Below are 12,641 nucleotides of genomic sequence, written 5' to 3'. Positions count from 1 at the left end.
CCCCGTAGTACCTGAGAGGGACGCCGGGGAACCCCTCTCACTGGGGACGACCACGACCCCGGCCGGCGCCTACCGTTCTGTACGTGACCGAGACGACTCACCTGCAGACCACGCCGCCGGGGGACGGGGCCAAGCCGCGCAGCCCGGAGTTCCGGCTGGCCGCGGACGCCCTGCGCGGACTGCGGCAGGACCTGATACACGACGCGTTCGCCTACCGCCTGCTGCCGCGCATGCGCGTCGACGGCCCGCTGACCAGGCGGCTGCCCGGGCGCCTGCGCGAGTACGCGGCCTGGACCCCGCATGCGGTGATCTGCGTGATCGCCCTGCTCACCCTGGCCATCGCCACGGTCGACCAGGGCGTGGCCCTGGCGCTCGGGCTGCTCGCCGTGATCCCGATCCTGCTGACCATGGTCCGGCCGATCGGGGCGTTCTGGCTGTCCCTTGCGGCCACCCCGCTCGCGATACCGTTCGGCGACGCCTGGGGGGACTGGCCGTGGCTGCCGGGCAGCTTCGCCTGCCACCTCACGGTGCTGACGATCGTGGCCATCCGCACCAGGCCGCGCACGGCCGCCTGGATGTGGGCGCTGACCGCCCTCTACGGCGTCCTCACGGAGACGCTGTTCAGCGCGGGCGGCCGGTACGGCACGAACACGGGCCCCATGCTGGTCGTCTCCGCCTTCGTCCTCCTCGCCGTCACCGTCTGGCACGTCCGGCGCGACGCCGAGCAGGAGGTCACCGCCCAGCAGACGGTCACCGCGCACGAGCGGTCCCGGCGCACGCTGCTGGAGGAGCGCACCACGATCGCCCGCGAGCTGCACGACGTGGTGGCCCATCACATGTCGGTCGTCGCGATCCAGGCGGAGGCCGCCCCCTACCGGGTGGAGAACCCGCCGCCGGAGCTGGAGAAGGCGTTCGCCACGATCCGGGAGAACGCGGTCGCGGCGCTGACCGAGCTGCGCCGCGTCCTCGGTGTCGTCCGCGCCGAGGACTACGAGGCGCCGGACGCCCCGCAGCCCACCCTCGCCGACCTGGACGGGCTGCTGGCCAATGTGCGTGACGCCGGGCTGAGCGTGGAGAAGGTCGTGACCGGGGCGGTGCGCGAGCTGCCGCAGGGCGTGGAGCTGTCGGCGTACCGGATCGTGCAGGAAGCGCTGAGCAACAGCCTGCGGCACGCCCCGGGCGCGTCCGCCCGCGTGGAGATCGGGTACGTGCTCGGCGGCCTGGGGCTGCGCGTCGTCAACGGCCCGCCGCCGAACCCGAGCCTGATCAAGCCCTCGCCCGGTGCCGGGCACGGCATCACCGGCATGCGGGAGCGGGTGGCGATGCTGAGCGGCGAGATGACGGCGGGCGGCACGGACGACGGAGGCTACGAGGTGACGGTGTTCCTGCCGGTCGCCCTGCCGGACGAGGGTGCGGCATGACCATCCGCGTCCTGATCGCGGACGACCAGATGATGGTGCGCGAGGGCTTCTCGGTCCTGCTGAACGCGATGCCGGACATCGAGGTCGTCGGCGAGGCGGTGAACGGCCGGGAAGCCGTCGCCAAGGTCCGCGAGCTCGCCCCGGACGTCGTGCTCATGGACATCCGCATGCCCGAGCTGAACGGCATCGAGGCGACCCGGGAGATCGTCGCCGCCGACGGCGCGGCGAAGGTGCTGGTGCTGACCACCTTCGATCTCGACGAGTACGTCTACCAGGCGCTGCGCGCGGGCGCCTCCGGCTTCCTCCTCAAGGACGCCTCGGCCCGGCAGCTCGCGGACGGGGTGCGGGTCGTGGCCTCGGGGGAGGCGCTGCTGGCCCCCTCGGTGACCCGGCGTCTGATCACCGAGTTCTCCAAGCTCTCCGAGAGACCGCGCCTGCTGCCCTCCGCGCAGGCGGCCTACGGCGACCTCACCGAGCGGGAGACCGAGGTGCTCGTGCTGATCGCGCAGGGCCTGTCGAACTCGGAGATCGCCGGGCGGCTGGTGGTGGCCGAGTCGACGATCAAGACGCACGTCAGCCGGATCCTGGTGAAGCTGGGCCTGCGGGACCGCACGCAGGCCGCGGTGTTCGCCTACGAGGCACGGCTGGTGACGCCGGGGTGACGCGGGGTGGCGCCCCTGGTCAGAGTGGGGTGGGCCGGGCTAGCGTCCGTTCATGGCAGCTGCTTCCGATCTCGGCTTCGACCCGTGGGACCCGGCCTTCCTCGCCGACCCGTACCCCGCCTACGCCGAGCTGCGTGCCCAGGGCCGCGTGCACTGGTTCGAGCCCACCGGCCAGTGGCTGGTCCCGCACCACGCGGACGTCTCGGCGCTGCTGCGCGACCGGCGCCTCGGCCGGACGTACCAGCACCGCTTCACGCACGAGGAGTTCGGCCGCACCCCGCCCCCGCCGGAGCACGAGCCGTTCCACACGCTCAACGACCACGGGATGCTCGATCTGGAGCCGCCGGACCACACGCGCATCCGCCGCCTGGTGTCGAAGGCGTTCACGCCGCGCACGGTGGAGCGGCTGAAGCCGTATGTGCGGGGCCTGGCCGACGAGCTCGCCGCGGCCCTGGTCGAGCGGGGCGGCGGGGACCTGCTGAAGGACGTCGCCGAGCCCCTGCCGGTGGCGGTGATCGCGGAGATGCTCGGCATCCCCGAGTCCGACCGGGCGCCGCTGCGCCCCTGGTCGGCGGAAATCTGCGGGATGTACGAGCTGAACCCGTCGCAGGAGACGGCGGCGCGGGCGGTCCGGGCGTCGGTGGAGTTCTCCGACTATCTGCGCGAGCTGATCGCGGCCCGCCGCAAGGAGCCGGGCGAGGACCTCGTCTCGGGCCTGATCGCGGCCCACGACGAGGGCGACCGGCTCACCGAGCAGGAGATGATCTCCACCTGCGTCCTGCTGCTCAACGCCGGCCACGAGGCGACGGTGAACGCCACGGTCAACGGCTGGTACGCCCTCTTCCGCAACCCCGCCCAGCTGGAGCGACTGCGCGCCGACCACTCGCTCGTCCCCTCCGCGATCGAGGAGCTGATGCGCTACGACACCCCGCTGCAGCTCTTCGAGCGCTGGGTGCTGGAGGAGATCGAGATCGGCGGCACGACGATCCCGCGCGGAGCGGAGATCGCCCTGCTCTTCGGTTCGGCCAACCACGACCCGGAGGTCTTCGCCGACCCGGGCCGCCTCGACCTCGCCCGGGCCGACAACCCGCACATCTCCTTCAGCGCCGGCATCCACTACTGCATCGGCGCGCCCCTGGCCCGGATCGAGCTGGCGGCGTCGATGGAGGCGCTGCTGGAGAAGGCACCGACCCTCCGGCTCGCCACCGAGCCGGACCGCAAACCGAACTTCGTGATCAGGGGGTTGGAGGGGCTGAGCGTCGAGGTGGGCTGACCGCGGTCAGGCTGTCACGAGGGCGGGCCGAGTTTGCTGAGTGGGCCGAGCATGCCGAGCATGCCGAGCGGCCGAACGGGCCGAACGGGCCGAACGGGCCCAGCATCCTGAGAACGGCCCCGGCGGCCCCGGCGGACCCCGCGGACCCGGCGGATCCGGCGGACCCCGCGGACCCCGCGGACCGCGGGGCATGGCAGGCCCGCAGCCCCAGCGGGCCGAGTGGGCCGAGGGACGGGCCGAGCGGGCTGAGCGGACCCAGCCACGCCCGGCCAGCCGATTTCGGCGAGCCGAGCCGGCCCAGCCGATTCGGCGAGCCGAGCGGGCCGCGTGGCCGGCCTGCCCGTCACGTCGACAGGTCCCTCCTGCGCAGCCCGGCCAGTCCCGCGGCCACCAGGGCCGCCGCCAGTGCCGTCAGCACGCCCACCGGTCCCCAGGCCATCGTCCCGCCCGGCAGCTTCGGCAGGTGACCGAACGGCGAGACGTCCAGCACCGCCTGCGGCACGTCCAGCGCGGGGCCGACCCAGCCGAGCAGCAGTACCGCCCCGGCGACGCCCCAGGCCGCCGTCGCCGCCCGGGGCAGCACGCCGTGCAGCAGGACCGTCACCCCGCCGATCACCCACACCGCCGGGAGCTGCACCAGGCAGGCGGCCAGGACCGGCCCGGTCTGCCTGCCGTGGCCGACGGCGAGGCCGAGGCCGGCCAGGAGCATGAGCAGCGCGGCTCCGCCGAAGGCGATGACCAGGTGGCCGGCGGCCCAGCGCAGGCGGCCCACCGCGTTCGCCAGGACCGGTTCCGCCCGGCCCGAGGTCTCCTCGCCGTGCAGACGGAGCACCGAGGCGACGATGTACAGGGCCGCGACCAGCCCGAGCAGGCCGGCCATCGACGCCAGGAACGCGTCGGTCAGGCCGGACCGGCCGCCCATCCGCTCGATGACGCGCCGGGCGTTGTCGTTGTCGCCGACCAGGTCCGCCGCGCCCTCGGTCATGCCGCCGTAGACCACGCCGGCCAGGAAGAAGCCGATGCCCCAGCCGAGCACGCCGCCCCGCTGCAGCCGCCAGGCCAGTGCGCCCGCGCTGCCCAGGCGGCCGGCCGCCGGACCGGGCCGGGTCGGCAGGAAGCTCATGCCGATGTCGCGGCGGCCGGCCAGGACGTACGCCGCCGTCCCCTGGAGCAGCACGGCCGCGGCCGGCAGCGCCAGCACCCACCAGCGTTCGCCGGCGTAGGGGCGCAGGTTCTCCAGCCAGCCCAGCGGTGACAGCCAGGTGAGCACCGAGGAGCCGTCGTCGGTCGCCGAGTCGCCCGCCGCGCGCAGCACGAACGCGGCGCCCAGCACCGCCGCCGTCAGCCCGCGGGCCAGCCGCGCGCTCTCGGTCAGCTGCGCGACGATCGCCGCCGTCGTGGCGAAGACCATGCCGACACCCGCGATGCCGGTCCCGAGCGCGAACGCCCCGGTCACTCCCTGACCGGCCAGGCCGGCCGTCAGCAGCAGGGCCAGGGCCCCGTTGGCGACCGCCGCCGTCAGCAGCGCGGCCGTCAGGGAGGCCCGGCGGCCCACCGTCCCGGAGGCGATCAGCTCCTGACGGCCGCTCTCCTCCTCGTCCCGGGTGTGCCGCACGACGACGAGCAGGCCCAGCACGGCGGCGAGGACACCGGCGTACACGCCGGCCCGCCAGGCCGTCAGGGCGCCCAGGGAGTCGCCGAAGACCGGGCCGACCATGGCGCGCAGCGAGGAGTTGGTCTCCATCTGGCGGATCAGGCCCGCCCGCTCGGCCGGGGTGCCGTACAGGCCCTCCAGGGTGCCCGGCATGGACAGGACCATGAGGGCGTTCACCCCGGTCCACACGGGGATCGTCAGCCGGTCGCGGCGCAGCGCGAACCGCAGCAGGGTGCCCGTCCCGGCCAGCTGCCGGGTGCCGCCGGAGCGGACCGCGAGGGTCGTCATCGGGCGGCCGCCTCGTCCTGGTAGTGGCGCAGGAACAGCTCCTCCAGCGTGGGCGGCGTCGACGTCAGCGACCGCACGCCCGACGCGGTCAGCGAGCGCAGGACGCCGTCCAGCCGGTCGGTGTCGACCTGGAGCCGGACGCGGCGCCCCCGCACGTCGAGGTCGTGCACGCCGGGCAGGTCCGCCAGCCCGTTCGGCGGGCCCGCGAGTTCGGCGACGACGCTGGTGCGGGTCAGATGGCGCAGGTCCGCGAGGGACCCGCTCTCGACCGTGCGGCCCTTGCGGATGATGCTCACCCGGTCGCACAGCTCCTCCACCTCGCTGAGGATGTGGGAGGAGAGCAGCACGGTGCGGCCCCGGTCCCGCTCCTCGGCGACGCACCGCTGGAAGACCTCCTCCATCAGCGGGTCCAGGCCCGAGGTCGGCTCGTCCAGGATCAGCAGGTCGACGTCCGAGGCGAACGCGGCGACCAGGGCGACCTTCTGGCGGTTGCCCTTGGAGTAGGTGCGGCCCTTCTTGGTGGGATCGAGCTCGAAGCGCTCGGTCAGCTCCGCGCGGCGCCGGGGGTCGAGGCCCCCGCGCAGGCGGCCGTAGAGGTCGATGACCTCGCCGCCGGAGAGGTTGCGCCACAGGGTCACGTCGCCGGGGACGTAGGCGATGCGGCGGTGCACCTCCACCGCGTCCGACCACGGGTCGCGGCCCAGTATCCGTGCCGTGCCGGAGTCGGCGCGCAGCAGGCCGAGCAGGACGCGGATGGCGGTGGACTTGCCGGCGCCGTTGGGACCGAGGAAGCCGTGGACCTCGCCGGAGGAGACCTCCAGGTCCAGCCCGTCGAGCGCGTGCGTCCGTCCGAAGGACTTGTGCAGTCCGGAGACGGTGATGGCCTTCGTCATGCCGGGGAAGTTACGCTTATTTCAGAAACTTGTGAAGTTAAGAAAGCGTATGAATCGCGGATAGGGTGGGCCGCATGACGGAATCAGCCGGTGGCGGCCGGGACGAGGAGGCGGTGTCGAGGTTCGTCGAGTCCTTCGCGGCGCAGCTCGTCGAGGCCGGGATGGCGCGCATGCCCGCCCGCGTCTTCGCCGCGCTGCTCTCCTCCGACAAGGGCGTGCTGACCTCGGCCGAGCTGAGTGAACAGCTCCGGATCAGCCCTGCGGCGGTGTCCGGGGCGGTGCGCTACCTGGCCCAGACGCACATGGTGTCGCGCGAGCGGGAGCCCGGCTCGCGCCGGGAGCGCTACCGGGTGCACGGCGACCAGTGGTACGAGGCCCTGACCAACCGGGAAGCCGTCATCAAGCGCTGGGAGAGCGCCCTGCGCGAGGGCGTCACCAGCCTCGGCCCCGACACGCCGGCCGGCCGCCGGATGGCCGAGACGCTGGCGTTCTTCGAGTTCGTCGAGGTCGAGGTCGTGGCGATGATGGAACGCTGGCGCGCCCACCGGGAGAAGAGGTTCGGCCCGGACCGGAATTGAACCCGAGCCCCCTAGGCTCCCGTCGGCAAGGTCAGCCCCCACGCCCCTTCTCTCACCACCCACGTGCGGGTCCGCACCGGGCCCGACACCACCGCGTCCGCGCGGTAGCGGAAGTGCGCGCCCGAGACCGTCACCGTCCGGCCCTCCGCCAGCAGGGGCGAGGCCTCCGCTCCCACCGACACCGGCCTGACCTCCACCGACGCCGTCCCGTCGGCGCCCGGTGACACCGACACCGCCTCCACCGGCTGGTTCAGGTCGACCAGGGTCTCCCCGTCCACCTCCACGCGCAGTCGCGACGGCCCGGGCTCGGGCGCGGCGGCGAGCCGGGACGGGCGGGCGGCCGGCACCAGGGTGCGGACGAGGGACTGGCAGGTGCGCAGCCAGGGGCGGCCCGGATCGGCGGTCTCGGAGTCCGGCTCGCCCGGCGCGCCCGTCACCGGCGGTATCCGCAACGCGCCGAGCACCACCCCGTCGCTGTCGTCGACCAGCAGGTCCATCCGCCGCTCCACCCCGTCGAGCACGGCCCGGGCCGCCGCCACCGTCCCCGCCGGCACCCCCAGCGACCGGGCGAGGGAGACGGCGCTCCCGACGGGCACCACCGACAGCGCGCATCCGGCCAGCTCCCGGTGCCGGTGCAGCAGCGACACGGCACGGATCAGGGCCCGGTCGTCGCCCACCACCACCGGGCGCCGCGAGCCCCGGCGGCCCAGCGCCCGCGCGAACTCCTCCGGGCCGTCCGGCAGGCACAGCTTCATTCCGGCACCCGCTCCGAGCACGTCTTTCGCGATCCGTACGGACTCGCCGTCGGACCGACGGGCGACCGGGTCGACCACCACCAGCAGCTGCTCGGACGTCGCGGAAGTCGCCACCTCGGCCATGCCTCGCTTCCTCGGGTAGCATCTTTGTGCAAGAGCCCCTTGCGCTATTGCGCCAGGGGCTTCGTCTATTCCGGGGCATCCGGTCCGACGGTTGGCGGCCAACGGCGGTCGCGGTGCACGCGGCTGCTCAAGCTCCGCGTTCGCCCTCGACCATGGACATGCCCCGCCCGGAAGGGGTGTACGCGCGTGCCCGCACTTGTGCTGCTCGGTGCTCAGTGGGGTGACGAAGGCAAGGGAAAGGCGACGGACCTGCTAGGCGGATCCGTCGACTACGTGGTGCGTTACCAGGGCGGTAACAACGCAGGCCACACGGTGGTCGTGGGCGACCAGAAGTACGCCCTGCACCTGCTCCCTTCCGGAATCCTGTCCCCCGGCTGCACGCCGGTCATCGGTAACGGCGTCGTCGTCGACCCGTCGGTCCTGCTCTCCGAGCTGAGCGGGCTGAACGAGCGTGGCGTCGACACGTCCAAGCTCCTCATCAGCGGAAACGCGCACATCATCACCCCGTACAACGTGACGGTGGACAAGGTGACCGAGCGCTTCCTCGGCAAGCGGAAGATCGGCACCACCGGGCGCGGCATCGGCCCGACCTACGCCGACAAGATCAACCGCGTCGGCATCCGCGTGCAGGACCTCTACGACGAGTCCATCCTCACCCAGAAGGTCGAGGCGGCCCTCGACGTCAAGAACCAGATCCTCACCAAGCTGTACAACCGGCGCGCGATCGCCGTGGGCCAGGTGGTCGAGGAGCTGCTGGCCTACGCGGACAAGCTCGCCCCGTACGTCGCCGACACCGTCCTGGTCCTCAACCAGGCGCTGGAGGAGGACAAGGTCGTCCTGTTCGAGGGCGGCCAGGGCACGCTGCTCGACATCGACCACGGGACGTACCCCTTCGTCACCTCGTCGAACCCGACCGCGGGCGGCGCCTGCACGGGCGCGGGCGTGGGCCCGACGAAGATCAGCCGGGTCATCGGCATCCTCAAGGCGTACACCACCCGCGTCGGCGCCGGTCCCTTCCCGACCGAGCTGTTCGACGAGGACGGCGAGGCGCTGCGGCGCATCGGCGGCGAGCGCGGTGTGACCACCGGCCGGGACCGCCGCTGCGGCTGGTTCGACGCGGTCATCGCCCGCTACGCGACCCGCGTGAACGGCCTGACCGACTTCTTCCTCACCAAGCTCGACGTCCTCACCGGCTGGGAGCAGATCCCGGTCTGCGTCGCGTACGAGATCGACGGCAAGCGCGTCGAGGAACTGCCCTACTCGCAGACCGACTTCCACCACGCCAAGCCGGTCTACGAGATGCTCCCGGGCTGGAACGAGGACATCTCCAAGGCGAAGACCTTCGCCGACCTGCCGAAGAACGCCCAGGCGTACGTCAAGGCGCTGGAGGAGATGTCCGGCGCCCCGATCTCCGCGATCGGCGTGGGCCCGGGCCGGGACGAGACGATCGAGATCAACTCCTTCATCTAGTCCACGCTCCACCCCGATGCGCACGCGTCCGCCGGCCGCCCCCGATCCCACGGGGGCGGCCGGCGCTCGTCCGCGAGGAGAGTTGCCGGAAACGGGCATAGGCTGAAATCCACACCCCTCACGTGCGTCGACGAGAAGAAGGTGAGTGCGATGCGCGTACTGCTCAAGGCCCGCATGGACACGGAGAAGGCCAACGAGGCCATCCGCAACGGCACCATGGGCAAGCTGCTCCAGGAGTCGCTGGAGCAGATCAAGCCGGAAGCGGCCTACTTCACCTCCGACCAGGGCAAGCGCACCGCCTACCTGGTCTTCGACATGCAGGACAGCTCGCAGATGCCGGTACTCAGCGAACCCTTCTTCCTCCACCTGGGCGCGGAGATCACCTACACGCCGGTGATGAACGTCGAGGACGTGCAGAAGGGCCTGTCCCAGCTGGGCCGCTGACGCGCCGGCTCGCCGGCTCAGCTGAAGACGATCATCGAGCCCTGGGCCAGGCTGCGGGTCACGGCCGCGTGCAGGCCGAGCCAGACGTGCCGTTCGCGGGCGAAGGGGCTGGGGTCGTACGGGGCCGGAACGGCGGGCTCCTCCAGCTCCGTGGGGGCGAGCGGCGGCTGGGGGGCCGCCGGCGGGTTGGCCGGGTCGATGCCGATCGCGGGCGCGACCACCTCCAGCTCGCGCAGCAGCGCGTGCGAGGAGCCCAGCGGGCCGCCGCCCGCGAGGAGCTCGTCGTCGGCGAGCGGGCTGGGGAAGTCGACGGGCACGTACGCGCCCGCGTGGTCGTAGTGCCAGACCAGGTGCGACTGCTGGGCCGTCGACTCGAACATCTCCAGCAACTGCTCGTAGTCCCCGCCCAGTTCGTCCACCGGCGTCACCGGCAGGCCGCAGACCTGGAGCAGATAGGCGCGGCGCAGGAAGTGCAGCGCGTCGTAGTCGAAGCCCGCGACCGGGGCGACGTCGCCCGTCAGGCCCGGCATGTACTGGTACACCGGCACCGGCGGCAGCCCGGCCTCGGCGAGCACCTTGTTGTATTGCGCGAGTTCCTCGGCGAAGGGGTTGTCGGGCGTGTGGCACAACACGTCGACGAGCGGTACCAGCCACAGATCACAGGCCAAAGAAGGCTCCTCGCTCAGCGCGGTGGTCGGGTAGCACGGTGGTCGGTCAGCACGGTGGTCAGGGAAGAGTAGCGGTGCGGCACGGTCGCGGCGCCTGCCGTGCATGTCCCATACCCATACGAACAGCTGCGACGCAGGTCATCCGGAGGCAAGACGCTCGATCAGGGCGAGCGAGTGGGTGTTGTAGCCGGAGATGATCGCCCGGGCGGTGTCGGTGTCGCGGGCACTCAGGGCGTCGACCAGCTCGGTGTGGCCCGCCCACAGCTCGCCGCGCAGGTCCGTGAGCCGCCGCAGGTGCTGCACCGCGCAGACCCAGGTCCGCACGCGCAGCCGGTGCAGGAAGTCGCCCAGGTAGGGGTTGCCGAAGACCGCGGCGAGCTCGCGCCAGAAGCGCAGGTCGTAGCCGATGAGCACGGTCAGGTCGCCGGCCGCTGCGGCCCGCTGGGCCTCCTCGCCGCGCCGCCGCACCCCGGCGAGGGTGGCCACCACTCGGGGGTCGTCGGTCCGTATGGAGGCGCGCTGCCCGGTGAGCAGGGCGTGGAACATGCCCTCGATGACCAGGTCGCGGGCCTCGATCATGCCGCGGAAGTCCTCGACCGAGTACTCGTGGACCCGGAAGCCGCGGTGCTGGTCCGCCTCCAGCAGCCCCTGCGCGGAGAGGTCGACCAGCGCCTCCCGGACCGGCGTCGCGGAGACGCCGTACTGCTCGGCGATCTCCTTGACCGTGAACTCCTGGCCCGGCTGGAGCCGCCCGGCGAGCACCTCGTCGCGAAGGGCGTCGGCGATCTGCTGGCGCAGGGTGCTGCGCATCACGGCGCCGGTGCCGGTGCGGCCGGGCATGGTCAGGGCGTCTCCCTCGTCGCGTTCGGGTGGCGTGCGCGTACATGTCTACGAGCACGCCACCTTACGCGTTCGAACGGGAGGCGAGAATGTCGGTTACTGACGGGTTTACAGCTGCTTACGCCGTGTACTCGTCGGCCACGGACAGAGCCGAGTCCAGGACCGCCAGGCCCTCCTTCAGCTCCGCCTCGCTGACCGTCAGGGGCGGCACCACGTGCGTCCGGTTCATGTTCACGAACGGCCAGAGCCCGCCCCCCTTCGCGGCGGCGGCGAAGGCGGCCATCGGCGCGTTCGCCTCCCCGGCCGCGTTGTACGGCACCAGCGGCTCGCGCGTCTCCCGGTCGCGCACCAGTTCCAGCGCCCAGAACATGCCCACGCCGCGCACCTCGCCGACGCTCGGGTGCCGCTCGGCGAGGGCCCGCAGCTCCGGTTCGACGACGGACGCGCCGAGCCGGGCCGCGTTCTCGACCACGCCCTCCTCCGCCATGACGCCGATGGTCGCCACGGCGGCGGCGCAGGCCAGCGGGTGACCCGAGTACGTCAGACCGCCCGGGTAGGGCCGCTTGCCGAAGGTCTCCGCGATCGCGCCGGAGATCGCCACGCCGCCCAGCGGCACATAGCCGCTGTTCACGCCCTTGGCGAAGGTCAGCAGGTCGGGGGTGACGCCGAACAGGTCGGCGGCGAACCACTCGCCCGTCCGCCCGAAACCGGCCATGACCTCGTCCAGGACGAAGACGATCCCGTGCTTGTCGCAGAGCTCGCGCACCCCGGCCAGGTAGCCGGGCGGCGGGACCATGATCCCGGCGGTGCCCGGGACGGTCTCCAGGATGATCGCCGCGATGGTCGACGGGCCCTCGAAGGCGATCGTCGTCTCCAGGTGCTCCAGCGCCCGGGCGCACTCCTGCTCCTCGGTCTGTGCGTAGAAGCGGGAGCGGTAGAGGTAGGGGGCCCAGAAGTGCACGACCCCGGCCGTGCCGCTGTCGGAGGCCCAGCGGCGCGGGTCGCCGGTGACGTTCACGGCCTGCTGGGTGCCGCCGTGGTACGAGCGGTACGCGGAGAGCACCTTCGGGCGGCCCGTGTGCAGCCGGGCCATCCGGAGCGCGTGCTCGACGGCGTCGGCGCCGCCGTTGGTGAAGAAGATCTTGTCCAGGTCGCCCGGGGTCCGCTCGGCGATCAGCCGGGCCGCCTCGGAGCGCGCCTCGACGGCGAACGCGGGCGCGAACGTGGCCAGCCGTCCGGCCTGCTCCTGGATCGCGGCGACCACCTTGGGGTGCTGGTAGCCGACGTTGGTGTAGACGAGCCCGCTGGAGAAGTCGAGGTAGCGCCGGCCGTCGTAGTCCCAGAAGTACGACCCCTCGGCGCCGGCGACGGCGAGCGGGTCGATGAGCTCCTGGGCGGACCAGGAGTGGAACACGTGGGCACGGTCGGCGGCCTTCACGGCGGCGCCGGCTTCGGGGTTCGGCTGAGGGGTCATGCGGGCGAGCGTAGGCGGGAGGGAGCGGGCGGTGGTATCGGCGGCCTGTCTGGCGTCGGACGCAATCCGCGACAGGTTGTCCATGCGGGCGCCCACCA

At 72.6% G+C, this 12,641-nt stretch carries 12 protein-coding genes; 6 read left to right on the top strand and 6 right to left on the bottom strand.

The genetic code is table 11. From position 1 onward, the window contains the following. Positions 1–83: 83 nt before the first annotated feature. The 3 genes from ACIGAQ_RS21145 to ACIGAQ_RS21135 are packed head-to-tail and all read left to right on the top strand — an operon-like array spanning position 84 to position 3,356. Positions 84–1,421, top strand: coding sequence for a histidine kinase (locus ACIGAQ_RS21145; RefSeq protein WP_311678042.1), 1,338 nt, complete (start codon positions 84–86; stop codon positions 1,419–1,421). Further along, a complete protein-coding gene (locus ACIGAQ_RS21140) occupies positions 1,418–2,083 on the top strand; it encodes a response regulator transcription factor (protein ID WP_311678040.1) in 666 nt (221 codons plus the stop codon). Before ACIGAQ_RS21145 ends, ACIGAQ_RS21140 begins: the two co-directional genes overlap by 4 nt. A 52-nt stretch (positions 2,084–2,135) precedes the next feature. Continuing rightward, on the top strand, positions 2,136–3,356 hold the full coding sequence (locus tag ACIGAQ_RS21135; RefSeq protein WP_399784932.1) for a cytochrome P450: 1,221 nt from the start codon (positions 2,136–2,138) through the stop codon (positions 3,354–3,356). 343 nt (positions 3,357–3,699) lie between these two features. Here the strand turns inward: ACIGAQ_RS21135 and ACIGAQ_RS21130 are convergent, their stop codons facing one another. Then, positions 3,700–5,298, bottom strand: coding sequence for an ABC transporter permease (locus tag ACIGAQ_RS21130; protein WP_399784930.1), 1,599 nt, complete (start codon positions 5,296–5,298; stop codon positions 3,700–3,702). Continuing rightward, positions 5,295–6,191 carry an ABC transporter ATP-binding protein gene (locus ACIGAQ_RS21125; protein ID WP_311678034.1) on the bottom strand — a complete coding sequence of 299 codons (897 nt, stop codon included), beginning with the start codon at positions 6,189–6,191 and terminating at the stop codon, positions 5,295–5,297. The genes ACIGAQ_RS21130 and ACIGAQ_RS21125 overlap by 4 nt, the downstream gene beginning before the upstream one ends. Positions 6,192–6,265: 74 nt before the next feature. On the opposite strand from ACIGAQ_RS21125, the gene ACIGAQ_RS21120 reads away from it, so the two are divergent. After that, entirely contained in the window at positions 6,266–6,769 is a 504-nt protein-coding gene (locus ACIGAQ_RS21120) for a MarR family transcriptional regulator (RefSeq protein ID WP_311678032.1), read from the top strand. An 11-nt stretch (positions 6,770–6,780) separates the two neighbouring features. Here ACIGAQ_RS21120 and ACIGAQ_RS21115 read toward each other — a convergent pair whose 3' ends face one another. Continuing rightward, positions 6,781–7,647 (bottom strand): diacylglycerol kinase family protein, encoded by an 867-nt coding sequence (locus tag ACIGAQ_RS21115; protein ID WP_399784926.1) that lies wholly within the window; start codon positions 7,645–7,647, stop codon positions 6,781–6,783. A 186-nt stretch (positions 7,648–7,833) separates the two neighbouring features. On the opposite strand from ACIGAQ_RS21115, the gene ACIGAQ_RS21110 reads away from it, so the two are divergent. After that, complete coding sequence (locus tag ACIGAQ_RS21110; RefSeq protein ID WP_362276418.1) at positions 7,834–9,117, top strand: adenylosuccinate synthase; 1,284 nt, start codon at positions 7,834–7,836, stop codon at positions 9,115–9,117. Between the two features lie 150 nt (positions 9,118–9,267). After that, positions 9,268–9,561, top strand: coding sequence for a DUF3303 family protein (locus tag ACIGAQ_RS21105; RefSeq protein WP_311678028.1), 294 nt, complete (start codon positions 9,268–9,270; stop codon positions 9,559–9,561). 17 nt (positions 9,562–9,578) lie between these two features. Here ACIGAQ_RS21105 and ACIGAQ_RS21100 read toward each other — a convergent pair whose 3' ends face one another. The 3 genes from ACIGAQ_RS21100 to ACIGAQ_RS21090 form a co-directional block, all read right to left on the bottom strand. After that, on the bottom strand, positions 9,579–10,229 hold the full coding sequence (locus tag ACIGAQ_RS21100; protein ID WP_311678026.1) for a hypothetical protein: 651 nt from the start codon (positions 10,227–10,229) through the stop codon (positions 9,579–9,581). A gap of 138 nt (positions 10,230–10,367) precedes the next feature. Further along, positions 10,368–11,069 (bottom strand): GntR family transcriptional regulator, encoded by a 702-nt coding sequence (locus tag ACIGAQ_RS21095; RefSeq protein ID WP_362276421.1) that lies wholly within the window; start codon positions 11,067–11,069, stop codon positions 10,368–10,370. A 118-nt stretch (positions 11,070–11,187) separates the two neighbouring features. Further along, positions 11,188–12,543, bottom strand: coding sequence for an aspartate aminotransferase family protein (locus ACIGAQ_RS21090; protein ID WP_311678023.1), 1,356 nt, complete (start codon positions 12,541–12,543; stop codon positions 11,188–11,190). Between the last annotated feature and the right edge of the window lie 98 nt (positions 12,544–12,641).

The sequence above is a fragment of the Streptomyces sp. NPDC085932 genome, assembly GCF_044540525.1.
Lineage (GTDB): Bacteria > Actinomycetota > Actinomycetes > Streptomycetales > Streptomycetaceae > Streptomyces > Streptomyces levis.
The sequence above is the reverse complement of the archived record's forward strand: the minus strand, read 5'-3'. Positions and strand labels throughout refer to the sequence as shown.